Origin of the sequence: Chitinophaga pollutisoli, assembly GCF_038396755.1 — a bacterium.
Taxonomy (GTDB): Bacteria; Bacteroidota; Bacteroidia; order Chitinophagales; family Chitinophagaceae; genus Chitinophaga; species Chitinophaga pollutisoli.
The window spans coordinates 2,453,929-2,479,159 of record NZ_CP149822.1 but is presented as its reverse complement, the minus strand read 5'-3'; the positions used below and the strand labels follow the sequence as shown (position 1 = coordinate 2,479,159).

18 protein-coding genes and 1 pseudogene are annotated in these 25,231 nt (G+C 55.5%); 13 read left to right on the top strand and 6 right to left on the bottom strand.

All coding sequences use genetic code 11. The features are described 5' to 3' along the window. Window positions 1–379: 379 nt before the first annotated feature. Window positions 380–1,942 (bottom strand): ribonuclease Y, encoded by a 1,563-nt coding sequence (gene rny, locus WJU16_RS10035; protein ID WP_341838181.1) that lies wholly within the window; start codon window positions 1,940–1,942, stop codon window positions 380–382. A gap of 166 nt (window positions 1,943–2,108) precedes the next feature. Beyond that, complete coding sequence (locus WJU16_RS10030) at window positions 2,109–2,405, bottom strand: cell division protein ZapA (protein WP_109694506.1); 297 nt, start codon at window positions 2,403–2,405, stop codon at window positions 2,109–2,111. A gap of 268 nt (window positions 2,406–2,673) precedes the next feature. Here WJU16_RS10030 and WJU16_RS10025 point away from each other — a divergent pair, with 268 nt between their 5' ends. Both WJU16_RS10025 and WJU16_RS10020 read left to right on the top strand, forming a co-directional pair. Further along, complete coding sequence (locus tag WJU16_RS10025; protein WP_341838180.1) at window positions 2,674–3,165, top strand: MbcA/ParS/Xre antitoxin family protein; 492 nt, start codon at window positions 2,674–2,676, stop codon at window positions 3,163–3,165. Window positions 3,166–3,178: 13 nt separating this feature from the next. Next, on the top strand, window positions 3,179–3,643 hold the full coding sequence (locus WJU16_RS10020) for an RES family NAD+ phosphorylase (RefSeq protein ID WP_341838179.1): 465 nt from the start codon (window positions 3,179–3,181) through the stop codon (window positions 3,641–3,643). On the opposite strand, the gene WJU16_RS10015 is transcribed toward WJU16_RS10020, so the two are convergent. Together WJU16_RS10015 and pheT are read right to left on the bottom strand one after the other, a co-directional pair. Then, window positions 3,633–3,938 carry a hypothetical protein gene (locus WJU16_RS10015; protein WP_341838178.1) on the bottom strand — a complete coding sequence of 102 codons (306 nt, stop codon included), beginning with the start codon at window positions 3,936–3,938 and terminating at the stop codon, window positions 3,633–3,635. The two genes, WJU16_RS10020 and WJU16_RS10015, sit on opposite strands and share 11 nt — an antisense overlap. A 3-nt stretch (window positions 3,939–3,941) precedes the next feature. Further along, window positions 3,942–6,374, bottom strand: coding sequence for a phenylalanine--tRNA ligase subunit beta (gene pheT / locus WJU16_RS10010; RefSeq protein WP_341838177.1), 2,433 nt, complete (start codon window positions 6,372–6,374; stop codon window positions 3,942–3,944). Between the two features lie 611 nt (window positions 6,375–6,985). On the opposite strand from pheT, the gene dnaB reads away from it, so the two are divergent. The 3 genes and pseudogenes from dnaB to WJU16_RS09995 all read left to right on the top strand — a co-directional run bounded on the left by dnaB (window position 6,986) and on the right by WJU16_RS09995 (window position 10,586). Then, window positions 6,986–8,434 carry a replicative DNA helicase gene (gene dnaB / locus WJU16_RS10005; RefSeq protein ID WP_341838176.1) on the top strand — a complete coding sequence of 483 codons (1,449 nt, stop codon included), beginning with the start codon at window positions 6,986–6,988 and terminating at the stop codon, window positions 8,432–8,434. 71 nt (window positions 8,435–8,505) lie between these two features. Next, window positions 8,506–9,867, top strand: coding sequence for an MATE family efflux transporter (locus tag WJU16_RS10000; RefSeq protein ID WP_341838175.1), 1,362 nt, complete (start codon window positions 8,506–8,508; stop codon window positions 9,865–9,867). A gap of 9 nt (window positions 9,868–9,876) precedes the next feature. After that, a pseudogene (locus WJU16_RS09995) lies at window positions 9,877–10,586 on the top strand (RsmE family RNA methyltransferase). Between the two features lie 112 nt (window positions 10,587–10,698). Here the strand turns inward: WJU16_RS09995 and WJU16_RS09985 are convergent. Both WJU16_RS09985 and WJU16_RS09980 read right to left on the bottom strand, forming a co-directional pair. After that, a complete protein-coding gene (locus tag WJU16_RS09985; RefSeq protein ID WP_341838172.1) occupies window positions 10,699–11,493 on the bottom strand; it encodes a TerC family protein in 795 nt (264 codons plus the stop codon). A gap of 3 nt (window positions 11,494–11,496) precedes the next feature. Then, the gene (locus tag WJU16_RS09980; protein ID WP_341838171.1) at window positions 11,497–12,465 is read right to left on the bottom strand and encodes a quinone-dependent dihydroorotate dehydrogenase; all 969 of its coding nucleotides are present in this window, start codon (window positions 12,463–12,465) and stop codon (window positions 11,497–11,499) included. A 143-nt stretch (window positions 12,466–12,608) separates the two neighbouring features. Here WJU16_RS09980 and WJU16_RS09975 point away from each other — a divergent pair, with 143 nt between their 5' ends. From WJU16_RS09975 to WJU16_RS09940, 8 genes are all read left to right on the top strand, one after another. Continuing rightward, the gene (locus WJU16_RS09975) at window positions 12,609–13,115 is read left to right on the top strand and encodes an RNA polymerase sigma-70 factor (RefSeq protein ID WP_341838170.1); all 507 of its coding nucleotides are present in this window, start codon (window positions 12,609–12,611) and stop codon (window positions 13,113–13,115) included. 66 nt (window positions 13,116–13,181) lie between these two features. Continuing rightward, window positions 13,182–14,150, top strand: a complete 969-nt coding sequence (locus WJU16_RS09970) for a FecR domain-containing protein (RefSeq protein WP_341838169.1) — start codon at window positions 13,182–13,184, stop codon at window positions 14,148–14,150. Between the two features lie 31 nt (window positions 14,151–14,181). Beyond that, window positions 14,182–16,830 carry a TonB-dependent receptor gene (locus WJU16_RS09965; RefSeq protein WP_341838168.1) on the top strand — a complete coding sequence of 883 codons (2,649 nt, stop codon included), beginning with the start codon at window positions 14,182–14,184 and terminating at the stop codon, window positions 16,828–16,830. Between the two features lies 1 nt (window position 16,831). Next, window positions 16,832–17,677, top strand: coding sequence for a DUF4249 domain-containing protein (locus WJU16_RS09960; RefSeq protein ID WP_341838167.1), 846 nt, complete (start codon window positions 16,832–16,834; stop codon window positions 17,675–17,677). 48 nt (window positions 17,678–17,725) lie between these two features. Then, entirely contained in the window at window positions 17,726–18,904 is a 1,179-nt protein-coding gene (locus tag WJU16_RS09955) for an acetyl-CoA C-acyltransferase (protein WP_341838166.1), read from the top strand. Between the two features lie 252 nt (window positions 18,905–19,156). Continuing rightward, window positions 19,157–20,809: a DUF1800 domain-containing protein gene (locus tag WJU16_RS09950; protein ID WP_341838165.1), complete on the top strand. Its 1,653-nt coding sequence runs from the start codon at window positions 19,157–19,159 to the stop codon at window positions 20,807–20,809. 19 nt (window positions 20,810–20,828) lie between these two features. Continuing rightward, window positions 20,829–22,406 (top strand): DUF1501 domain-containing protein, encoded by a 1,578-nt coding sequence (locus WJU16_RS09945; RefSeq protein ID WP_341838164.1) that lies wholly within the window; start codon window positions 20,829–20,831, stop codon window positions 22,404–22,406. 475 nt (window positions 22,407–22,881) lie between these two features. After that, entirely contained in the window at window positions 22,882–25,230 is a 2,349-nt protein-coding gene (locus WJU16_RS09940) for a TonB-dependent receptor domain-containing protein (protein WP_341838163.1), read from the top strand. The last annotated feature ends 1 nt before the right edge of the window (window position 25,231 follow it).

Here is a 25,231-nt window from a genome sequence, read left to right as displayed (position 1 = left end):
GGATGCTGAGGCCCGTAAAAAACGGGAGTTCCCGACGCGAATGCAGGGAAAATTCCTGCCGTCCTGTAACGGCGCAGGTCTAATTTTGATGATGATAGTGTTGTAACGGAAGCGTTACACTACGGCATACCGGTTTCTGGGCATGCATTGGGAGATAAGATCAGTTAACAATTATTGCAACACTGCGGGGTATCTCATTTGTCAGTGGATTTGGTTATTTCGTTCTGGATTTATGGAACTGGTTGCACGAGTGGTTTCCATGAATGCTATCGCAATATCGGATTATTGGTATTGCGAGACTATCACATAAATATGTATTTCTTGCAAATGAAAAAAGCCGCCCGTACAGGCGGCTTTTTGAGTATCTGTCATATCCGGATTAGCGGGCGACGTTTACGGCGCGGCGTTCGCGGATCACGGTTACTTTGATCTGACCGGGATATTGCATATCGTTCTGGATCTTGTTGGCGATCTCGAAGCTGAGGCGGTCTGCATCGTTGTCGGTTACTTTTTCGCTTTCAACAATCACGCGCAGTTCGCGACCTGCCTGGATGGCGTAGGCTTTCTCCACACCGTCGTAACCCATAGCAAGGTTTTCGAGGTCTTTGATACGTTGAAGGTAGCTCTGCATGATCTCGCGGCGGGCACCGGGGCGGGCGCCGGAGATGGCGTCGCAGGCCTGCACGATGGGGGAGATCACGTAAGACATTTCCATTTCGTCGTGGTGGGCGCCGATAGCGTTCACGATGGCGGGGTGTTCGCCGTATTTCTCAGCGAGTTTGGCGCCGAGGAGGGCGTGGCTCAGTTCGGATTCTTCATCGGGAACTTTACCGATATCATGGAGGAGACCGGCGCGTTTGGCGAGTTTGGGGTTGAGGCCCAGTTCGGCTGCCATCACGGCGCAGAGGTTAGCGGTTTCCTTGGAGTGCATGAGGAGGTTCTGGCCGTAGGAAGAGCGGAAACGCATTTTACCTACCATGCGAACGAGTTCTTTGTGAAGGCCGTGGACACCCAGTTCGATCACGGTGCGCTCGCCGATTTCCATTACCTGTTCTTCCAGCTGGCGCTTGGTTTTTTCCACCACTTCCTCGATGCGGGCGGGGTGGATACGGCCATCCTGCACGAGGCGCTGGAGGCTGAGGCGGGCGATTTCGCGGCGGAGCGGGTCGAAGGAGGAGAGTACGATGGCCTCGGGGGTATCGTCCACAATCAGGTCTACACCGGTAGCTGCTTCAATGGCGCGGATGTTACGGCCTTCACGACCGATGATCTGCCCTTTGATTTCGTCGCTTTCCAGGTTGAACACGGTAATGGCGTTCTCGATGGTTTGCTCGGCGGCGGTACGCTGGATCGACTGGATAATGATTTTCTTGGCTTCTTTATTGGCTTTCGTCTTCGCGTCTTCGATGATTTCCTGGATGTGGCTCAGGGCTTGTGTGCGGGCTTCTTCTTTCAGAGATTCCACCAGCTGGTTGCGGGCTTCTTCCGCGGTGAGGCCGGCTACTTTCTCGAGACGGCGGATATGTTCTTCCTGGTGTTTCTCCAGCTCTGAGCGTTTAATGTTAACCAATTCGATCTGGCGGGCGAGATTTTCCTTGATAGCTTCGTTTTCGGTCACCTGCTTCTGCATCTGCTCATTCTTCTGGTTCAGGCTCTGCTCTTTCTGTTTGATGCGGTTTTCGGATTCGGAGATTTTCTGGTTGCGTTGCATGACTTCTTTCTCATGCTCCGACTTCATTTGCAGGTATTTTTCCTTGGCTTCGAGTAATTTGTCTTTCTTGATGTTCTCGGCAGTCAGTTTTCCTTCTTCTACGATTCGGTTGGCTTTCTCTTCTGCTTCCTGGATCTTTATGTGGGTGTTTTTTGCGAAAATCAGTTTTCCTAGTATTATTCCAATAGCCAGAGCGACAACGCCGACTACTATCACCATTATGGATTCCATATTCTGTTTTGTTTAATAAAAGTATTGTTTAGGCATATTAAAATACGGTTAAGGCCCGTTATTTCCAAACGGCCCCACCCGACCCGCGAAAATAAGTAAAAATTGTCAGGAAAGCATCATCGGGCGTGATAATGAATAATTTGCGCCTGCGCCGTGGTGGCGGTTCTTATTTCAGCTGTTCATCCAGCAGATTGTCAAGATGTTGCAGTTTCTCTCGTAAAAAGGGAGTGATATTGGCCTGGGCTTTCCCGCCGGTAGTGGCCGGATGGGTGGCATACATAATGAGCGCCATGGCGATATAGTCCTGGATGTCTTTCCCGGCGTAGGCCGCCTTGAACTCCACGATCTTCTCGTTTACTTCCTTCATGACCCTTCTCACATCCTCTTCCTCGTCTTTCCGGATTTTAATGCGATAGGTGCGGTCGGCTACTACTATATTGACAGGTATCAGTTGCGGTTCCATGGTTCGTGTTTCGACAAAAATAGCAAAAGCGGGGAGACCGCACCCATTTTGAGAATTTCCGTTTCAATATTACGCCTGAAAATCCGCCCGAATAATTTTCCGTATCCCGTGAATGATTATTATGAGTGAAAATATTCATAATTGGTTCACGGGAATATCATATTGATATCAATGTTTTCAGTTTGACGCATTCATTTTCAATATTTTGTCCCTGAGTGAATTAATTCAGTTGTAAAGTATTTTATCAACATTTTTCACTTATCTTCGAATGGACAATACACCAGAAAAGCGTCGGCGCGGCAGGCCGCGGAAAACGGAAAGGCCGGAAGGCGCGGCGCATGAAGTGGAATTGCAGCTGATGACGTATGAGGACGTGCTGGAGTTGCGGTCAGTGCTTTTTACGAAGAAGATCGACCTGGGAAAGCATGGGATTACGAAAGAGCAGCTGACGCGGCTGAAAGAGGTTTTTGAGCTCGACTACGATACGTTAAGCGCTATGTTGGCGGTAACCAACCGGGCGCTGCACCTGAAAAAAGGGCGGGATTTGCTGAACCGGGGTATCAGTGAGCGGTTGATCGCGATTGCGGACGTATTTAGCCTGGGTTATCATATTTTCCGTGAACGGGAAGCGTTCCACGCCTGGCTGCGCGCACCCCGGCGAAGCCTGGGCGGCCTCGTGCCGCTGCAATTGATGGAATCGCTGGCCGGCGTGGAATCCGTAAAGCTGGAGTTGCTTCGGCTGGACAATTTCATGATATAAAATATTACGAAGTATGTGGTTGTACACATTGAGCCGGTCCCCCGGCTCCAGGAAACTTTTGCAATCAACCGGCATCTCCGCCCGGTGGAACCAGGGAGAAGTTCCCTGCCGCTACCTGGCCGCCCACCCGGGCATGCTCGTCGCGGAATCCGGCGTTCTGGCCGATCCTCCGGGCCTGCCGGATCATTATTACGTGGTGCCACTGGAAGTGCCCGACGACAGCATCCGCTATTTCGAAGATCACGAGCTCCCGGAACTATGGACCCAGTTTCCCATCCCGGTTGCTACACAAGACTTCGGTTCGGCGCACCTTAAAGTGGCGGATAAACTGGTGCTGGCGTACCCCAGCCTCGCGGTGAACCTGGAATGGATCTACGTGCTGAATCTCGCACATCCATTGCTGAAAGCCGTAAAATTCGGGAGAAGTTACCCGCTGCGCAGGCCGGGCGGCCGCTTCAGCGATCCGATTATGAATTGAGGAGGGCGATGCAACGGTCGATCTCACGGATGTAATCGTTGATCTTCCCGCGGACCTCCCGGCGGAAGGCGTCCTCATCTTCGGACAAGCCATTGCCCTGCGTGGCGGTGGCGATTTTGGACAGCTTGAGCTTTTCGTCCAGGGCGGTAATGGTGGACTGCTGCTGCAGCAGCTCTTCCTGCTGTGCCTGCAGCTGCTCCCGGAGCGTGGCATTATCTGCCTGCGCCAGTTGCAGTTTGCGGAACAGCTGCTGCAGCTTGTCCTCAATGCTTTGTATGTACTGTTCGATCTCCATGCTTTATTTGCGGATTTCCGCCTGTAACTGGGTTTCGAAGGCTTTTACGAGTTTGTTCACGATGGCGTCCGTTTCCTGGTCGGTCAGGGTTTTCTGCTTGTCCTGGAAGGTGAAGCTCACGGCGTAGGATTTTTTGCCGGCGCCGAGTTTGTCACTTTCAAAAACGTCGAACAGGTTGATTTGTTGCAACAGGTTCGTTTTCACCGATTTCGCAGTGGTTTCCACGGCGGAGAAAGGCACGCCTTTATCGAGTACCAGCGCCAGGTCGCGGCGCACGGCGGGGAATCGGGGGATCTCTTCGTAGAAGGCGTCTTTGGTCGGCAACAATTGCAGGATTATATCCCAGTTGAAGTCGGCATACCAAACGGGTTGTTTGATGTCGAAAGCTTTCAGCTGTGCGGGCGCCACGCTGCCGGCCACGGCGATCACTTTGCCGGCGGAGCTGATCTCGAACGCGGGCTGGAGGCCGTGAGCGGTGGCAACCGTCATCTGCGGGGCCTGGAGGCCGAGCATATGCAGGATATTGCCGATGTAGCCTTTCAGATCGTAGAAATCCACCGGTTTTTCCTTGTGCATCCAGTTCTCGGGGAGCTTCCGGCCGGTGAGGTACAGGCTGAGGTGGGCTTTTTCGTCGTATTGGCCTACGGCTTCCTGGCGGTATGTTTTGCCGAATTCGAAAAACAGGAGGTCTTCGTTCCGGCGGTTCAGGTTAAAGGCGATGCGCTCCAGGCCGGTTTCCAGCATGGAAGGGCGCAGCACGTCGAGGTCGGCGCTGAGGCTGTTGAGCATGGTCACCAGCGTGTCCGTATCGAGGTGCTTGTAATATTGGCTGTTGGTGATGGAATTGGTGAAAATCTCCGAAAATCCGTTCCCCGCCAGGTAATCGGCGATCCTTTCCTTCACGCGCTCCTTGTCGGGCTGCGCCTGAACGGAAGGGGTCATGCTCACGAGGGCCGGGATGGGAATATTGTCGAGGCCGTCGATCCGCATTACTTCTTCCACAATATCTGCCGGGATGGTGATATCAGGTTTGTGCAGTGGGGCCGACACGCGCAGGCGGTTGCCGCTTTCTTCATGGATCGTGAAGCCGAGGCTGCAGAGAATGTTCTTGATCTGCGCTTCAGGGTATTGATGGCCGCTGAGCGTGCGGATATAGTCATATGTCACATCAATCTGCCAGGGCTGCTTCGGAGAAGGGTACACGTCGGTAACCGCGGATGCGGGCGCTCCGTGCGCCAGCTCGCTGATGAGCGCCACGGCTCTTTCCAGGGCGAAGGGAGCCAGGGAGATGTCGAGCCCTTTTTCGAAACGAACGGCCGCGTCGGTACGAAGACCATGGCGTACCGAAGTTTTACGGATGCTGGTGGCGTCGAAGTAAGCGCTTTCCAGGAAGATGTTGGTGGTGTCGTCTTTTACGCCCGACTCCAGCCCGCCGAATACCCCGGCGATGCAAAGGCCGTTGTCTTCCCCGTCGCAGATCATGAGGTCGCCGGCGTCGAGCTTGCGTTCTTTACCGTCGAGCGAGATGAAAGGTGTGCCGGCCGGGAGGTTTTCCACGACGATCTTGCCGCCCCTGATGCGGGAAGCGTCGAACGCGTGCAGCGGCTGCCCGGTTTCGTGGAGCACGTAGTTGGTGATGTCCACGATATTATTGATGGGCCTTACGCCGATGGCCAGCAGTCGGTGCTGCATCCAGGCGGGCGAGGGCCCCACTTTTACGCCGGTGATGCTCTGTCCGCAGTAACGGGGGCAGGATTCGGTGTTTTTTACTTCCACGGCGATGGGAAGCGGTTTGTCGGCATGCGTGGCTGCGTGGATGCCGGGCTTTTTCACCTGGTACACCTGCGTGTTTTCGCGGTTGTTCAGGTAGGCGCACACGTCGCGGGCCACGCCCATATGGCTCATGGCGTCCATGTGGTTGGGGGTGAGGCCGATTTCGTATACCCAATCCTGGTACGGCTGGAACACGTCCCTGGCCGGTGTGCCGGGAGTGAGGGAGGCGTCGAGCACGAGGATGCCGTCGTGGCCGGAGCCGAGGCCTATTTCATCTTCCGCGCAGATCATGCCGAAACTGTCTTCTCCGCGGATTTTGGCTTTTTTCATGGTGAGGGGCTCGCCAGTGGCGGGATAGATGGTGGTGCCCACGGGTGCTACAACCACTTTCTGGCCGGCGGCCACATTGGGAGCGCCGCACACGATGGCGAGGGGCTCGCCGTTGCCGGTGTTCACGGTCGTAAGGCGGAGCTTGTCAGCATTGGGGTGCTTTTCAACGGTCAGCACTTCCCCGATCACCAGTCCTTCGAGACTGCCCTTTACGCTTTCAAAACGTTCCAGGCTTTCTACTTCCAGGCCGATGGCGGTTAAAATAACGGAAAGTTCCTCCGGTGCGGGTTTTACCGGCAAATAATCACATAACCAGTTGTACGAAATTGTCATTGGATGCTCCTTGTATTATGCTGTCCGATATACGTCGGATCGATTTAATATTGTGTGTATCAATAATTTGCAGGACATTTGCCTCCCCGCCGGAGGCAATGCCGCGCCGCGTAAAGTTAACAACTTCTGCTGTACGTGACAGTGGAATTTTGCGCAAGGAAAATGTGGAAAATCTTTTTGCACAATAATTGTGAATAATCGGACATTTGTCGTGTGTTATTTGCTGGATTTGTGGATAAAGTATTTCAAAACGGTGGATAACTGCCTGGAGGATGTGCCTGAACAGGTGGAATTGTGTCGGATAAATATAATTCTGCCGTGCGGGATGGAAATGGATAAAGTCCGTTACCTTAGGTCTTCCGGCCAATAAAAAATTTTACAATTTGTTAAAGATGGGTGAATGGAAACCGGCAGGAATTGTAAGACAAAGCTATGCCCGGACCCGTTCGGTAACCATATTTTTAACTTTCATAACGTATTGCACTTATAATGGATCTCACGAAGAAAGACGTTAAGGCACGCCGTAAGCCCGGCGTGGACCTGTCGACGATGGTGTATGGAAAGGTGCCCCCCAGGCCAAGGAGCTTGAAGAAGCGGTTCTGGGCGCACTGATGCTGGAAAAAGGAGCTTTCGATACCGTAATTGAGATCCTGAAACCCGAGTGTTTTTACGTGGACGCCCACCAGAAACTCTTTTCCGCCATGCAGCGGCTCGCCGGTAAATCCATGCCGGTAGATATTCTCACCGTAGTAGAGGAGCTTAAATCCGGCGGCGATCTCGAAGCTGTTGGCGGCCCCTTTTTTGTTTCGCGGCTCACCAACATGGTGGTTTCTTCCGCCAACATCGAAGCCCACGCCCGTATCGTTCTCCAGAAATTCATCCAGCGCGAGCTGATCCGCATCTCCGGAGAAATCATTTCTGAAGCCTACGAAGACACGGCCGACGTGTTCGACCTCCTCGACGCCGCCGAATCCAAACTCTTCGAGGTTACCAACAACCACCTCCGCAAAAACTACGATTCCATCGACAGGATCCTCGTTAATACCATCAAACGTATCGAGGATCTGCGTAATAAAGGGGACGAAATCACCGGGGTGCCCTCCGGCTTCCCGTCCCTCGACCAGATCACGTACGGCTGGCAACCTTCCGACCTGATCATCCTGGCTGCCCGTCCTGCCGTGGGTAAAACGGCCTTCGCGCTCAACCTCGCGCGTAACGCTGCCCTCCACCCGAAATTCGCCAGGGGCGCAGCGGTGTTCAGCCTTGAGATGTCGAGCGGGCAGATCGTTCAGCGTATCCTTTCAGCCGAGTCCGAAATCCGGCTGGAGAAGATCACCCGTGGTAAGCTGGAAGAGCACGAAATGCGCAAACTGATGACCCACGGTATCGAGCGGCTCGCAAAAGCGCCGATCTTCATCGACGATACTCCCGGTCTCAACATCTTCGAGCTTCGCGCCAAATGCCGCCGCCTGGTGCACAACCACGGCGTGGGCATCATCATCATCGACTACCTCCAGCTGATGTCTGGCCCGAACGACGGCCGCAATACCAACCGTGAACAGGAGATTTCCAAGATCTCCCGCGACCTGAAGGGGCTTGCAAAAGAACTGCATGTGCCGGTACTGGCGCTCTCCCAGCTCTCCCGAGACGTGGAAAAACGGAAAGACGGTAATAAAATGCCCCAGCTGTCCGACCTTCGTGAATCCGGTGCGATCGAGCAGGATGCAGACATGGTAATGTTCATTTACCGTCCGGAATACTACGATATCACCACCAATGAAATGGGCGAATCCAACAAAGGGGAAACGCACGTACGTATCGCGAAACACCGTAACGGTCAGCTCGATACCGTAAAACTCCGCGCGATCCTGGAGTTCCAGCGTTTTGAAGACGACGGTTTCGTGGACGGCCCGCCCGCACCTGTGGGCGGCGGACCGGGCTTCCCCGGAAAACCAGGCGGCCCCGGCGGTTTCGACGAAGCGAAAGTGTTCATCCAGAAGGGATCGAAGATGAACGACATGGATTTTGACGACGACGCATTCGGTGATGCTCCGTTCTAAAAACGAAGCATCGTAACATATCGGGAGCCGGTTCGTTCAAATAAACGGACCGGCTTTTTTAATGAAAGACAATGAAGCGGATTTACAAAAAGTACCAACATCATTACAAGGATAATTTCCACCTCGCCTATCCCGTCGTGATTTCACAACTGGGGCATACCCTCGTGGGGTTGAGCGACAGTATCATCATTGGTCATACGGGCAAGGTGCCCCTGGCGGCGGTATCGCTGGGCGTGAGCCTGTTCACGATTTTCATGGTCACGGGCATCGGCATTTCTTACGGGCTGACGCCGCTCATCGCGCAGGAAAACGGGCGTGGGAACCGGCCGTATTGCGGGCGGTTGCTGGCGCACAGTCTCATCATCAACATGATCACGGGACTGGTGATGTTCGGGTTGATCATCCTTGTGGGCTTTAACCTGCACCGCATGGGCCAGCCGCCCGAAGTGGCGGAAGAAGCGCGGGTGTTCCTGGGGTACCTGGCGTTTTCATACCTGCCGCTCATGGTGTTTCTTACTTTCAAGCAGTTCGCGGAAGGATTGGGGTTCACGCGACAGGCGATGAACATCAGCATCATCGGGAATATTCTCAATATCGTGCTCGGTGTTACGCTCGTGTATGGGTTTTTAGGGTTTCCGAAGATGGGGATCGCGGGTGTGGGGATCGCCACATTTACCGACCGGTTGCTGATGGGCATTACCATGGCGTGGTACGTGCTGAAGGCGCCGCGGTTTAGAGAATATCTGCAGGATTTTCATTTCAGGGATATTTCGGCCGTTGTGCTGAAGAAGATTTCCGGGCTGGGCGCGCCGGTGGCGTTGCAATATATTTTTGAAGTGAGCGCTTTCAGCGGAGCGGTGATCATGGCGGGATGGCTGGGTTCGGAAGAACAGGCCGCGCACCAGATCGCCATATCCCTCGCAGCGATGACGTACATGATGGCCAGTGGTATTTCCGCGGCTGCGGGCATTCGCAGCGGCAATAATTTTGGGGCGGGCAACTGGGCGGACCTTCGCCGGTCGGCCATCGCCAGTTATCACATGGTGCTCGTGATGATGGGGATCGCGGCGTTGGTATTCGTATTGGGAAGCAGCCTGCTGCCCGCGTTGTACATCAGCGATCCGGCAGTGATCGCCATGGCGTCAGGGCTTTTGCTCATTGCGGCGTTCTTCCAGCTGTTCGATGGTACGCAGGTGGTGGGACTGGGCGTATTGCGCGGACTGGGCGATGTGAAAATCCCCACGATCATCACGATGATCGCTTATTGGGTGATCGGCCTCCCCGTCGGGTATCTCCTCGGCTTCCCGCTGGGGCTCGGGATACAGGGGATCTGGTGGGGATTGTCGCTGGGATTGTTCGTGGCATCGGGCCTGTTATTTTTCAGATTTCAGAACATTACCCGTTACCTGGAACGGAAAGCGGGAAATAGCTAATTTTGCCGGATGGAACTGCCCGTTTTTTATGCCGGTGATATGATATCCGGCGCCGCCGCCTACACGATGGATGAGCCTACTTCCAAGTATTGCGTCACCGTATTGCGCAAAGCGAAAGGCGATAAGATACTGCTGGCCGACGGCCGCGGTGGCAAATACACCGCCGAAATCACGGACGACCATCGCAAGAAGTGTGTGTCGGCCATCCTGGAAACGGAGCGCGTTCCTGCGCCTGCACCGCGCCTGCGCATAGGGATTGCCTTCACCAAGAACGCTTCCCGCATGGAGTGGTTCCTTGAAAAGGCCACGGAAATCGGCATGTCGGAAATCATTCCCCTCATCACCCGCCGCACCGAAAAAGAAAACCTCAAAATGGAACGGCTGGAAAGCATCCTCGTGTCGGCGATGCTCCAATCCCGGCAGTGGCATCTTCCCAAACTGCACACGCCCCAGCCTTTCGAATCGCTGATGGCCGCGGAAGGACAGCGGTTCATCGCGCATTGTCTTCCCGGAGAAAAAAATCCCTTTTACAGATCGCCCGCCCGGGAGAAGATGCGCTATTGCTGATTGGTCCTGAAGGCGATTTCACTTCAGAAGAGGTGGAGCTGGCGCTGCAATACGGCTATCACGCTGTTACGCTGGGCAACACCCGTCTGCGCACGGAAACGGCGGGCCTGGTGGGCTGTACGCTGCTGGCGGCGGTGAATAACGGTATGTGAGTTTATGCTGTCTGTAGTTCGGCGGACTGCACCCTGATAATAACATTGCTTCATAAAAAAGGAGCTGAACCATATGCCGGTCAGCTCCTTTTTTTGTTTTATACAGGAAGAATTATTTCTTCCCTTCGATATCGGTTTCTTTCGGGCCACGCAGTTCCACGGGTTTGGCGGGTTTCTGCTTGCGTACGCGCATGTTCAGCAACTCCACCGCGAAAGAGAACGCCATGGCGAAATACACGTAGTTCTTCAGGTGAAGGTCGTGCACGGCTTCGGGGTTCCAGCCTTCGATGATGAGGATGCCGCCCACCATGATGAGGAACGACAGCGCCAGCATTTTCAGCGTGGGGTGCTTGTGGATGAACGCGCTGATGCGCGGCGCGAACGAGAACATGATGAACATGGCGATAATCACCGCGATGATCATGATCTCCACATGCTTGGCCAGGCCTACGGCCGTGATGATGCTGTCGAACGAGAACACCATGTCGATGAGGATGATCTGCCCTACGACGTTGGCGAGGGTTGCGCCTGCTTTTCCGCCGCCGGCATGCGTTTCTTCTTCCTCGCCTTCCAGTTTGTGGTGGATTTCCAGCGTGGTTTTGATGAGCAGGAAGAGGCCGCCGGCCAGCATGATGAGGTCGCGCAGGCTGATGGCGTTGCCGAAAATGGTGAACAGCGGTTGCGTGGCGCGGATGATGTAGCCGATGCATAGCAGCAGTGCGATACGCACGGCGATGCCGGTGAACATCCAGAGGCGCCGCGCCTTCAGCCGTTTTTCTTCCGGCAGCCGGTTCATGACGATGGAAACGAAGATCACGTTGTCGATCCCCAGCACCACTTCCATGAGGGTGAGGGTGAGCAGACTGATAAGGGAATCAACGGTTAGTAATTCTTGAAGTGCTAACATTTGCTATGGTTGAGTAGATAATCCCTGACAGATTTTCTTCACGATGGTAGGCCCTTCGTATATGAATCCGGTGTACACCTGCACGAGGCTGGCGCCGGCGTCGAGTTTTTCCTGGGCGTCGGCGGCGGTGAAGATACCGCCCACGGCGATAATGGGAATGGTGCCGCCGGATTTTTGCGAGATGTAACGGATGACTTCCGTGGCGCGCTCCCGCATGGGGCGCCCGCTCAGCCCGCCCATGCCGATCCGGTCCAGTTCGCTTTGCGGGGTCGTTAATCCTTCGCGGCTGATAGTGGTATTGGTGGCTACCAATCCTGCCAGCTCCGTTTCCCGGACGATCTCGATGATATCGTCGAGTTGTTCGGTGGTGAGGTCTGGTGCTATTTTCAGGAGGATGGGCTTGGGTTTTGATTGCTGGTTATTCAGCATCTGCAAATGGTGCAGCAGCTGTTTGAGGGGCTCCTTTTCCTGGAGGGCGCGGAGGCCGGGTGTATTGGGGGAGCTGACGTTCACCACGAAATAATCCACCACGTCGAACAGCGCATGGAAGCATTTTTCGTAATCGCTCACGGCTTCTTCGTTGGGCGTCAGTTTGTTTTTACCGATGTTACCGCCAACGATGATATTGGATTTGCGTTTTTGCAGCCTTTTCGCCGCGGCGCGCACGCCTTCGTTATTGAAACCCATGCGGTTGATCAGGGCTTCGTCCTGCGGGAGGCGGAACAGCCGGGGCTGGTCGTTGCCGGGTTGGGGCAGGGGTGTTACGGTGCCGATTTCCACGAAACCGAACCCGAGATGGGCCAGTTCGTCGATGAACCTGGCGTCTTTATCGAAACCGGCGGCGAGGCCCACGGGATTGGCGAAAGTGAGGCCCCAGAGCTTGCGTTCCAGGCCGTTATTTTTCGGACGGCAGATGCCATCGAGCACATTTTTGCCGAAAGGCAGCGCATTCACGACTTTCAGCCCGTGCATCACACCGTAGTGTATGCGCTCAGGGGGAAGCCGAAGAGTATTTTTTTGATAAAACCGTACATGTCGCGCAAAGATATAAAATTGCCCAGACCAACACCTATTTGGTTTATGTATCCCGGCCGCCTAATTTTGCCGCAACGATCATGTTGGACCTCGCTGCATTTGAAAGGCTCTTCCGGGAGCATCACAGCCACTGTCTTGCCTTTGCCGTGCACTACACCGGCGACCCCTGGGAGGCGGAGGAAGTGGTGCAGCTCGTCTTCTCCCAGTTATGGGAAAAGCGGGAGCAGATCCGTATTTCCGGGTCGGAACGGTCGTATCTGTTCACTTCCATCCGGAATATGGCCATCAGCCAATGGCGGAAGCAGCAGGTGCGGACCGAAAAAGAGACTTCCTTCGGGAGGATGCAGGAGGATTCGGTTCAGCTGTCCGTCCAGGCGCGGGAGCTGGAAGGCCGCCTGGAGCAGGCCCTGGGGAAGCTGCCCGAGCGCTGCCGGGAGGTGTTTGTCCTGAGCCGGAAGGAGCAATTGAAATATGCCGAGATCGCCACCGTGATGAATATTTCCGTTAAAACTGTTGAGAACCAGATGGGAAAGGCCCTGAAGATCCTCCATGAGGAGCTGCGGGATTACCTGCACCTGTTTTTTTGATATGGGATGGGGGATGGGCGCTTTGGCGCGCGTCATCTATCCGTCTAGTTAATTTTACAACTGTTCATGAGCCATCTGCAGCCCGATGAGGCATTATATTCCCTGTTGTGCAAGTACCTGCTGAACGAGGCGGAAGCCCCGGAACGCGCATGGGTGGATGCATGGCGGAAGGAAGGGCCGGCCAACGAGGCCGCGCTTGCCGCCATCCAACGGCTGCTGGAGGCCCCCGCCCCGGCGATTCGTGATTTCGGCATCAGTACCGGCAGCAGTTGGGACCGCCTCCGCGCCACCGTTACCGCTCAGCCGGCAACGGCAGCCCCGGAAGCGGATATCGTGCCCCTCCGCCGGAAAAACACCTGGTGGATAGCCGCGGCAACAGTTGCCGTGCTGCTGATGGCGGGCTTCTGGGGACTGAAGCGCCTCGGTGCAGGCGAACAATCGTTCTCCGGCGGCCAAACCGCCGCCCTGAACGACGGCAGCCGCGTCCAGCTCGCCGGCAACAGCACGCTGACGGTGGATGATGACTTCGGGGAAGCGGAACGCCGTGTTCGCATGTCGGGCAAAGCCGATTTCGATATCGCCCCCGCCGCCGGGAAGCCGTTCATCGTGGAAGCGGGCGGTACAGAAATCAAAGTACTGGGCACCCGGTTCTCCGTATCTTTCGACACCACCCTGTTCATCCAGGTGGAAAGCGGTAAAATACAGGTGACGGACCCCTCGCTCGGCGAACCCGTGGTGATGACACAGGGCATGAGCCTCAGAAGAAACGGTGCGGATGGCGGATTCGAAGTGTCGTCGGGCCAGTCAGATCACCCGATGGTGTTCAGGGACGTTCCTTTCGGCCTTGTCCTGGAAACAGTGGAAAAGAGGTATCATGTCAACATCTCCGTCGCCGACCCCGCGATGCTGGAAAAACGGATCACCGTCCACTTTTCCGGAGAGTCAGTTGAAGAAGTGATAGACGCCCTGGCATATATGGTATCCGCATCCGTGGAATCACCGACGCCGGGAAGCTATATGCTGCAACCTTTGTAACCGTTATTTGTCATAGTTAATTGCTTGCAAAATGAAGAAAGTCCTGCCGGGATTATTGCTGCTGGCAATGCTCCCCCTGCAGGTGTTCGCATGGAACTGGCGCACCCGGATCTCGGTCTCCCTTGAAGATCAGCCCCTTTACGTGTATTGTGACCATCTGGAAAAAACATACGGTATTCCATTCAGCTACAGCCGCGACGTGGTAAACCTCAACCGCCGCGTGACGCTTAGCGTCCGTGATATGCCCCTGTGGCAGGTGCTCGACCAGCTCTTCGGCGACAACGGCATCCAATACCGCCGCATCGGCGGGCAACTGGTGCTCGCCGCGCAGTCTTCGTTCCAACGGACCATCAGCGGATATGTGGAAGACGCATCCACCGGCGAAAAACTCATCGGGGCCACCGTCTACGCCCCGCATCTCAAAGCCGGCACCGTCACCAACGCATACGGATTCTACAGTTTCACTTCCCTCCGCGACACGCTGTCGCTCTTCGTTTCCTACACAGGATACAATGCCATGCAGATGCCCGTTCCGGGGCGCGACAACCGGCAGCTGAACTTCAAACTCAGCCCTTCCAACACCCTGAAAGAAGTGGAAGTGACCGAAGCGCTCCCCCGGCTGCAGGACCAAACGCAGATGAGCAAGGTCAACATCAACATGGCGCAGACCAAAACCATGCCCCGCGTTCTCGGCGAAGCCGATGTGCTCAAATCCATCCAGGCCATGCCCGGCGTGAGCGGGGGGATGGAAGGCACGAGCGGGATTCACGTCAGGGGCGGAAGCCCGGACCAGAATCTCATCCTGCTCGATGGCACGCCTGTTTACAATTCCAGCCATCTGTTCGGGGTTTTTTCCGTCTTCAACCCGGATGTAATTAAAAATGTAGACCTCTACAAAGGCGCTTTCCCGGCGCGTTACGGCGGGCGTTTATCTTCGGTGGTGGATATTTCGATGAAGGATGGCGATATGTACAATGATCATTACGAAATCACTCTCGGGCTGCTTGCGTCGCGCGTGGCGGTGGAAGGCCCGATCGTCAAGGGGAAAACATCTTACATGTTCACCGGCCGTCGTACTTATGCCGATCTGATTATGCAGGAAATCGCCAATAAGGAATTGAAGCTAGGGGAAGAAGGCGAATTCTGGGCCTATTTCTACGACGCAAATTTCAAGATCAATCATATCTTTTCGCCAAAGGATCGCATCTACCTCAGCGGGTACGGCGGGAAAGATAATCTCACCATGCATCGCAACGAAACTTTCGATTCGATGCAGGGATCGGCGAAGAAATATCATGAGGAAATGCGCTTCCGGATGGGCTGGGGCAACCAGGCGTATGCCATCCGCTGGAACCACATCTTCAATCCCCGCCTGTTTTCCAACGTAACGGTCAATTACTCGCAGTTTTACTTCAATACGGATTACCGCTACAAATACATGGCGCTCGATACGCCGCAGGTCCGGGAAAACGACAACGCTTTCGGCCGGTATTATTCCAAGGTCGACAACCTGGGCGCCAAGATCGATTTCGACTACCGCCCCAACCCGCAACATGTGATCCGCTTCGGCGGGCAGGGCACCTGGCATGTGTTCAGGCCAGGCATTGCGGCGTTCAATAACGTATCTGACGACATGCAACTGACAGACACTACCTACAACGATCAGACGCATGGCGGCGTGGAATTGTCTTTGTATTTCGAAAACGACTGGAAAATCCGAGACTCCATGCACCTGAACCTCGGTGTGCACGGGTCGGCTTTCCTGGTCGAGGGAAGGGCGTATACCTCCATCCAGCCGCGCCTCGGCTTCCGCTATATGCTGCCGCGGCGGTGGGCGCTGAAAATGTCTTACACGGTCATGACCCAATACATTCACCTGCTCACCAACCACGCGGCTACTTTTTTACCGACCGACCTCTGGGTGGCGGCTACAAACAAAGTGCCGCCCATGCATTCGCAGCAACTGGCGCTGGGACTGGCCAAAACCACGAACGGCAACCGATACGAGATGTCGGTGGAAGGGTATTACAAGCGGATGGAAAATGTGATCCAGTACCAGGAGCAGACGGCGGATTTCAGTGCGGCCACCAAAAGCTGGGAAGACCTGGTGGTGGTAGGCCGCGGCTGGAGTTATGGCATGGAAGCGCTTATTCAGAAAAAGCAGGATCGCTTCAAAGGCTGGATCGGTTACACGCTGGCATGGAGCCGCCGCTCGTTCCCGAACATCAACCAGGGCCGCGTTTTTCCATACAAATACGATCGCCGCCACGAGCTGGAAGTAATGCTGTCGCAGCAGATTGGGAAACGATGGGAGGTGTCGGCGCAATGGCAATTTGCGAGCGGCCTGCCGCTGACTTTGCCGGTGTCGAGCTACGAAATGATCACAGAGCCTTCGCCGAACGCACCGCTGCCGCCGGATGTTTTGGACCCGGTGGACGTCTATCGGGATCAATACACCGTTCGCATGCAGGACGTGCACCGCCTGGATCTGAACGCAACGTACGTAAAGCAACGGAAGGTGGCGCGGTACACGCTGACGTTCGGATTATACAACATCTATAACCAGAAGAACCCGTTTTTGTATTACTATAAGCACAACCCGGAACTGCAGCGGCGCCAGCTAACGATGATGAGCATCCTGCCGGTGCTGCCGAGCGTATCGTGGTCGGTAAAATTCTGATATGAAAAAGATATTTCTATTCATCGCCATAGCCGCACTGGCTGCTTGTGAGAGGTCGGCAGATATATCGGTGGAATACGAAGGCGACCGCATCGTGGTGAACAGCCTGATGCAGGAAGATAGCGTGGTGTATTTGCGCCTGACCCGTTCGCAGCCGCCTGGGGCCACTACTTTCCCGGAAATCAGGAATGCAGCCATCAGGTTGATGGCCGGTGATGCGCCAATGGATTTGCAATACCAGGAGATCGGTGGGAAAGGGTATTATGTGTCTGCAACGAAAGTGGCGGCGGGCGTAAAGTACCAGCTGGAAGTAAGTGCTGCCGGGTTGCCTGCTGTGACGGCGGAAGATACGCTGCCGCGGCGGCCGTTGCTGCGCGAGCCTTTTGCCCAGGAGGGCGGCAACCGCGTGAAGGTGTATTTGTCGGACATGCCGGGGCCCGACCGCTACAGGATTCGCCTGTACAAGGCGAAAAAGCTCGGCGACGGCCGCTATGTGCCCGCAGAACGCAGGGGTTACCGTTTCGATCCTTCCTACAACAACAGTTTTACCGACATGATCACCGAAACGTACCACGAATCCAGCCTTATCCCCGATGAGCGGTTCGACGGGCGGGAAATCCTTGTGGTATTCCAGACGCGGCAGGTGTTGGTAAAAGACGAAGTGCTGCTGCTGGAGGTGACCGGCCTCACGTCCGCCAGCTGGCAATACCTGAAATCGCTGGAGCTCCAGGAAACCGTCAATGGCAACTTCCTCGGGGAGCCGGCAAGCGTCTACACCAATGTGGGTAAGGGTTACGGCATATTTGCCGGCGTTTCCGTGACATACCTGGAGATACCGGTCAAATAAGGCTGGAATTCCTTAAATTTGGAGAATACCAAACAAAAGGAGATAACCATGCAAGACGCATATATCGTAGCAGGATACAGAACGGCGGTGACGAAATCGAAGAAAGGCGGGTTCAGGTTTTACCGGCCCGACGATCTGGCTGTAGACGTGATCAAAGGGTTGCTGGGCGCCGTTCCGCAGCTCGATCCCAACCGGGTTGATGATCTGATTGTAGGTAATGCGGTGCCGGAAGCCGAACAGGGCCTCCAGATCGGCCGGATGATCAGCGTGCGCGCGCTGGGGATCGATGTGCCGGGTATGACCGTCAACCGGTATTGCGCTTCCGGCCTCGAAACCATCGCCATCGCCACCGCGAAGATCCGCAGCGGACAGGCCGATTGCATCATCGCCGGAGGGACCGAAAGCATGAGCCTCGTACCCACCGCCGGCTGGAAGACCGTTCCCGCCTACAGCGTGGCTACCACCACCCCCGATTATTACCTCAGCATGGGCCTCACCGCGGAAGCGGTGGCCAAAGAATATAACGTCAGCCGCGAAGAACAGGATCAATTCAGCCTGCAGTCGCACCTGAAAGCCATCAACGCCATCAAGAGCGGCTTTTTCAAACCCGGCATCCTGCCCATTACGGTGGAGGATGTGTTCGTGAACGAAAAAGGCAAGAAACAGTCGAAATCCTGGGTGGTAGATACGGATGAAGGTCCGCGCGGCGATACTTCCATCGATGCGCTCGGCAAGCTGAAACCGGTGTTTGCCGCCGGTGGTTCGGTGACGGCGGGCAACTCTTCCCAAACGAGCGACGGCGCGGCCTTCGTGATCGTCATGGGTGAGAAAATGGTGAAAGAACTGAACCTCCAACCCATCGGCCGGCTGGTAGCCTGCGCTTCGGCGGGCGTTCATCCACGGATCATGGGCATAGGCCCGGTGGCCGCGGTGCCCAAAGTGCTGCGCCAGGCGGGTAAATCGCTCGGCGACATCGAGCTGATCGAACTGAACGAGGCGTTCGCTTCGCAGTCGATCGCCGTGATCCGTGAGCTGGGCCTCGATCCGGAGATCGTGAACATCAACGGGGGCGCCATTGCGCTGGGGCATCCGCTCGGCTGCACCGGTACCAAGCTCACCATCCAGCTGCTCAACGATATGCAGCGCCTCAAGAAAAAATACGGCATCGTAACCGCCTGCGTAGGCGGCGGCCAGGGAATCGCGGGCATTATCGAAAACCTCGCCTGATCCCGCCGGAATGATTTTTTAATATCCAGCTTGTCATCAACTAACAGCCGCCGTTGTGTCACTCACTTCGGCGGCTTTTTCATTTTTCATCTTCGGCTTCCGGCAGGTTAACCGCTTTTTTGCCGTCAGATTCATATAAAATAATACAATTGAATTAAAGTTTTTACTAATTTGGATGCAGAATTGGCTGCTGTGGTTGTTTTTCCGGCAGTTTCATATGCAACATTTGACCGCTTTTTAACCGTATCCCCGATGGACCGCAGATCGTTTCTGACACTCAACTCCTCCCGCAAAGCCGCTCCTGTCAAAGCTGCCCGGACTTTCACCGGCATATCGCCTTATACGGGCACCTGGGGCACCGCGCAGGTCGTTCACCTGCTGAAGCGCGCCATGTTCGGCGCAGCGCCGGCAGACGTGAGCCATTTCGCAGGCATGAGCATGAACCAGGCGGTAGACGCCCTTCTCGTTCCCATTGCCGCCACACCCGCACCGCCCGTCAACAGCTACCAGACCGGCGGCTATGTAGACCCCACCGGCGTTGTGCCGGGCGCTACCTGGGTTACGGCCCCCGAAGGAGACGAAGACCTTAACGACCATCGCAGGTACAGCTACAAAGCCTGGTGGACGGGCCTCATGCTCAATCAAAGCCGCTCCATCCACGAAAAGATGGTGCTTTTCTGGCATAACCATTTCGCCACCGAAACCAATATCGTACAAGATGCCCGCTTCATGTACGCGCACAATGCCATGTTGCGGTCGCATGCACTGGGCAATTTCAAAGCCCTCACCAAAGCGGTGACCATCGACCCGGCCATGCTCGTCTACCTCAACGGTTATCTCAACGAGAAAACCGCCGCCGACGAAAACTACGCCCGCGAACTACTCGAACTTTTCACCTGCGGCAAAGGCCCCGATTCACTTTACCAGGAAGAAGACGTTCGCGCCGCGGCGCATGTGCTCACTGGGTACAAAGTGGACAAGGTCAACATCAGCAGCTATTTCGATCCCACCAAACACGACGTAGAAAACAAACAGTTCTCCAACTGGTTCTCCAATAAAGTCATCACCGGCAAAACCGGTATGGCGGGTACCACCGAGCTGGACGATATGCTCAATATCATCTTCGCGCAACAGGAAGTCGCGAAGTTCATCTGCCGCAAACTGTACCAGTTCTTCATTTATTACGAAGTGGATTCCACCGCGGAAGCCGACGTGATCACGCCGCTGGCGGATATTTTCAGGCAGGCGAATTATGATATCCGCCCCGTGTTATCCGCGCTTTTCAAAAGCGAGCATTTTTACGATCCCGCGAATATGTCGTGCCTGATTAAAAGTCCCGTCGATTATACGGTGGGCATGTGCCGGGAGTTCGGCGTGAAGTTCGCGCCGGCAACGGATTACATGAATGCATACGCGCAGTGGCGTTCCCTGCAATCCGCCGCAGGCAGCCAGCAGCAAAATATCGGCGATCCGCCGGGCGTTTCCGGGTGGGATGCGTACTACCTCGCGCCCCAGTTCCACGAACTTTGGATCAATACCGACACGCTGCCGAAAAGGAATTTCCTGGCCGACCAGATGATCACCACGGGTTACAATTCCATGGGCCAGCGCCTGCAGATCGACCCGCTGGTGTTCACCCAGCAACTTCCGGACCCCGGCAACCCCGTGCACCTTATCAACGACGCACTGGCCATCCTCTACCGGATGGATCTGTCCGGCGCCATGAAAACATATCTGAAAGATAAAATCCTGCTCAAGGACCAGGAACAGGATTACTACTGGACGCAAGCCTGGGATCAATACATTTCCAACCCGGGCGATACGATGCAAAAGGCGCTCGTAACAGACATGCTAAAAGCGCTTTACAAAACCATCATGAACCTGTCGGAATACCACCTGGCCTGATCACGTTGAAAACCTAATTATGAAACGCAGAGATTTCCTCAGATATACCGCCCCGGCATCTATCCTGCCTACCTTTATCAACGGCTTTTCCATCAAAGCTTTTGCCGCTTCACCTTTCCTCGCCGCGCTTGAAAAAACCGCGCTCGACAACGATCATGTGCTGGTAATGATCCAGCTGAACGGCGGCAACGACGGGCTGAACATGGTGATCCCGCTCGACCAGTACAGCAAGTATGAAACGGCGCGCAGGAATATCGCGATCCCGGAAGGGCGTGTGCTGCGGCTGGCAGGCAATACCAAAACGGGCATCCACCCGGCGATGACCGGCATTAAGCAAATGTACGACGAAGGGCATGTGTCCATCGTTCAGTCGGTCGGTTATCCTTCCCCGAACTTCTCCCACTTCCGCGCGACTGATATCTGGCTCACCGGCTCCGATGCCAACCAGGTACTGGAAACCGGTTGGGGCGGGCGTTTCCTCGATACGGAATATCCCGGTTACCCGAAAGATTTCCCAAATGCAGAAATGCCCGATCCGCCCGCGATCCAGATCGGATCCATCGTATCGCCGGCTTTTGTGGGAGGTGGCGGCAACTTCGGCATGGCAGTGACCAGTCCTACCGATTTCTACAACCTCCTTGACAATATCGAAGAAAATGTGCCGAACACGCGCGCTGGCAAAGAGCTGAAATACATCCGGCAAATCCAGCGGCAAACCAACAAGTATGCCGACGTGATCAAGGCTGCGGCCGCGAAAGTGATGTCACAAGGGCCTTATCCCGACAACTCCCTCGCCGCACAATTGAAAATCGTGGCCAGGCTGGTGGCTGGCGGTTTAAAGACCCGGCTCTACATGGTGAGCATCGGCGGTTTCGATACCCACGCCAACCAGACCAACAGCGGCGATACCACCACTGGCGAACATGCGCGGCTGCTGGGGAATATCTCCTCAGCCGTTAAGGCCTTTATGGACGACCTCACCATGCAGAAGAAATCGCAGCGGGTGGTAGGGATGACTTTCTCCGAATTCGGGAGAAGAATCATGTCCAACGGCAGCATGGGCACCGACCACGGCAACTCCGCGCCCATGATCATTTTCGGGGATTACGTGAACCAGCAGGTGCTGGGCAACAACCCCACGATGCCGGATGCAGCGGGTCCGGTAGACAACGTGCCCATGCAATATGACTTCCGTTCCGTTTACGCCTCGCTGCTGGAACAATGGTTCTGCGTGCCTTCGCAAGACCTTAACAGGATCATGCTGAACAACTACCAGAGCCTGCCGCTCATCAACGGGCTGGCATGCAGCGTGGTAACGGGGATTCCCGGCGTGGGCGACAACGAAACGCTCATCTCCAACTACCCCAATCCTTTTACGGCAAAAACGGTATTGCAATACAAAACCCGGGGCGGCCATACACTTATCCAGGTGTTCGACACCATGGGCAGGCTGATAGCCAAACCGGTTGACCGCCAGCATGCCGCGGGCACTTACACCCACACCCTTGACGCGGAACACCTGCCTTCAGGGATGTATTATGTGCGGTTCCAGAACGGCGCGGCCCAGCAGGTACGCACAATGATGAAGGTCCGGTAGGCCTGCAACCTTGTTGCAATTCCGGGAAAAAGGCTATCTTTGTCGCCATAAACAGGTGTGTTGAGACAGCGTTTGCTACAAATAAGCGTTTTTTCCTCCTGGGCGTCTTCGGTATTTACACGACGCCCCGCGAGTACCTGCACCATTTTTCCGGCCATGAAGACACGGTAGACGAGCCTGCCTGCAGCGCTTCGTATTCCCACGGTCCGGCCATTTCCACCGAACACACGCACTGCGACTGGCTGCATGGCGCCATGGAGATGTTCCTCCCGGAGCATACCGTCCGCCTGGCAGCGGTGCCTTTTGTATATGCCGAACTGCTTTCCGCGCAGCCGGTTCCCGTGCCGGTAGCCCCGGTACTTTACTGCTCACTCAGGGCGCCTCCGGCCACATAAGCCCCATCATCCCCCCCAACTCATTTATCACTGGCAGCAAGTACCGGCTGCCTACGACGCATTGTAACCAGATGAGACATTTGATATTACGCGCACTGCTGTGCGGCCTCCCCGCATTGGCTTGGGCGGCTCCCGCAGCGGCGCAGTGCACCATCCGTATCGGCGGATCGGTGACCGACAGCGAAACCCAGCAACCACTGGCTGGCGCTACCATTTTAGTGAAAGAAACCCGGCAGGCCGTTAAAAGCGACGATAAAGGACGATACCAGATCGATGGGCTTTGTCCGGGTACATATACCCTGCACGTCAGCCACATCGGCTGCCTGCCCGTGGAGCTGTCGTGGCCCGTGGGCGGCGACGAGCGGCGGAACATTTCCCTCCCGCACAGCGTGACCCAGCTCCAGGAAGTGGCCGTAACCGGTCATGCTGCGAAGGAAGTGACGACCTCGGCTGTGGAATCCATCAGCGGCAGGGAACTCGACAAAACCCGGGGGCTCAGCCTGGGCGATGCATTAAAGCGCATCAACGGGGTAACGACGATGACCACCGGGCCCAACGTTTCCAAGCCTGTTATCAACGGCCTTCACAGCAACCGCATCCTGATCCTCAACAACGGCATCCGCCAGGAGGGCCAGCAATGGGGATCGGAGCATGCGCCCGAAGTGGACCCTTACCTTGCCAATAAACTGGTAGTGGTGAAGGGCGCCGGCGCGCTCCGTTATGGCGGTGATGCGATCGGTGGCGTGGTGCTCGTGGAACCGAGGGCACTTCCGGTGCGGCCGGGTTTGGCAGGGGAAGTGAATATGTCCGCCTTTTCCAATAACCGCCTGGGCGCGCTCAGTGCTATTCTTGAACAGCAAGTGCCCCAGGTGCCGGGGCTCAGCTGGCGGCTGCAAGGTACCCTCCGCAAAGGGGGCAACACCCGCACGCCCGACTACTGGCTCGATAACACCGGCGTGGAAGAATTCAATTTCTCCGCCGCCGCAGGTTATAAAAAGAAAAATTATGGAGTAGAACTGTTCTATTCCCAGTTCAATACCAACCTCGCGGTGTTCGAAGGGTCGCACATCGGCAATAGCACGGACCTCGACCTGGCCATCAAAAACGGCCGCCCATTGCCGGAATACACGGAAGGGTTTTCGTATAAAATCGACAGGCCATACCAGCGCATCGAACACGAACTGTTCAAAGTGAAAGGTTTCGTGAACACCGGCAACGCCGGCAAGCTGAACCTCGTGCTGGCGCGGCAGTTCAACTACCGGGAGGAGCTGGATTACAACTCCGCCCTGGCGGTAAACCGGATGAATCTGAACCTCACCACCTGGACCGGCGAGCTGCTCTGGGACCACCGTTCCTGGAAAGGTCTGCGCGGTACCATCGGCGCTAGCGGCATGTTCCAACGGAACAGCTACGAGCGCAGGCTTTTCATTCCTAATTACGAAAGCCGGCAGTGGGGCTTGTTCTGGACCGAAAAGTGGGAAAGCGCCGACAACAAATGGCTCCTCGAAGGCGGTATCCGCTACGATAACAGGAGCTATTACGACATCAGCGACAATACCCACGATATCCGTTACGCCGAGCGCGATTACAGCAACTTCTCCGGTTCGGTGGGCGCACAGTTCCGCCTCACCGACAACTTCCACGCGACGATCAATGCGGCGCATGCCTGGAGAGCGGCGGCCGTGAACGAGTTGTACGCCACCGGTATCCACCACGGCGCCGCGCGGTACGAGCTGGGAGCGGGGAACCTGGAAGCCGAAGCCGCCAATAAAATCAACCTGGCGCTGCACTACGATCTGAACGACAAGCTGGAAGCCGATGTGAACCTGTATTACAACAAGTTCGACAACTTCATTTTTCTGCAACCGACAGACAGTACCGTGGTGACTATCCGCGGGGCATTCCCGTTCTGGTACTACACCAGCGCCGACGCCACTACTAAAGGTTTCGACGCGCAGGTGCGTTATCGCTTTCTTCCCAAATGGCAATTCACCACCAAAGCCTCCGTGCTCCGTGCCTGGAACGAAAGTATCAACGACTGGCTGATCAGCATGCCGTCCGACAGGTTCGAACATGAAATCAGTTACTTCCCGGGTAGCACGAAAAAATTCACGGACAACTACATCGCTGTGAGCATGCAGAACGTAACGAAGCAGACGCGTACGCCGGCCAATATCGAAGATCCGACAGATCCCCGCGGCCAGGATTACATGGCTGCTCCCGACGCGTACAACCTGCTGAGTATAGAAACCGGCAGCACGCTGCATTTCGGCAGGCAACCCCTGTCCGTTATCCTTGGTGCCACCAACGTCCTCAACACCCGCTACCGCGATTACCTGAACGGTTTGCGGTATTATGCGGATGAGCCAGGCGCGAACATTTACCTTAAACTCAAACTGCCGCTCATTTTCGGCAAAAAATCCTCCTGAA

Coding starts and splice junctions, on each gene's coding strand:
- rny (WP_341838181.1), bottom strand. CDS start 1,942: ATGGAATCCATAATGGTGATAGTAGTCGGCGTTGTCGCTCTGGCTATT.
- WJU16_RS10030 (WP_109694506.1), bottom strand. CDS start 2,405: ATGGAACCGCAACTGATACCTGTCAATATAGTAGTAGCCGACCGCACC.
- WJU16_RS10025 (WP_341838180.1), top strand. CDS start 2,674: ATGGACAATACACCAGAAAAGCGTCGGCGCGGCAGGCCGCGGAAAACG.
- WJU16_RS10020 (WP_341838179.1), top strand. CDS start 3,179: ATGTGGTTGTACACATTGAGCCGGTCCCCCGGCTCCAGGAAACTTTTG.
- WJU16_RS10015 (WP_341838178.1), bottom strand. CDS start 3,938: ATGGAGATCGAACAGTACATACAAAGCATTGAGGACAAGCTGCAGCAG.
- pheT (WP_341838177.1), bottom strand. CDS start 6,374: ATGACAATTTCGTACAACTGGTTATGTGATTATTTGCCGGTAAAACCC.
- dnaB (WP_341838176.1), top strand. CDS start 6,986: ATGCTGGAAAAAGGAGCTTTCGATACCGTAATTGAGATCCTGAAACCC.
- WJU16_RS10000 (WP_341838175.1), top strand. CDS start 8,506: ATGAAGCGGATTTACAAAAAGTACCAACATCATTACAAGGATAATTTC.
- WJU16_RS09985 (WP_341838172.1), bottom strand. CDS start 11,493: ATGTTAGCACTTCAAGAATTACTAACCGTTGATTCCCTTATCAGTCTG.
- WJU16_RS09980 (WP_341838171.1), bottom strand. CDS start 12,465: ATGCACGGGCTGAAAGTCGTGAATGCGCTGCCTTTCGGCAAAAATGTG.
- WJU16_RS09975 (WP_341838170.1), top strand. CDS start 12,609: ATGTTGGACCTCGCTGCATTTGAAAGGCTCTTCCGGGAGCATCACAGC.
- WJU16_RS09970 (WP_341838169.1), top strand. CDS start 13,182: ATGAGCCATCTGCAGCCCGATGAGGCATTATATTCCCTGTTGTGCAAG.
- WJU16_RS09965 (WP_341838168.1), top strand. CDS start 14,182: ATGAAGAAAGTCCTGCCGGGATTATTGCTGCTGGCAATGCTCCCCCTG.
- WJU16_RS09960 (WP_341838167.1), top strand. CDS start 16,832: ATGAAAAAGATATTTCTATTCATCGCCATAGCCGCACTGGCTGCTTGT.
- WJU16_RS09955 (WP_341838166.1), top strand. CDS start 17,726: ATGCAAGACGCATATATCGTAGCAGGATACAGAACGGCGGTGACGAAA.
- WJU16_RS09950 (WP_341838165.1), top strand. CDS start 19,157: ATGGACCGCAGATCGTTTCTGACACTCAACTCCTCCCGCAAAGCCGCT.
- WJU16_RS09945 (WP_341838164.1), top strand. CDS start 20,829: ATGAAACGCAGAGATTTCCTCAGATATACCGCCCCGGCATCTATCCTG.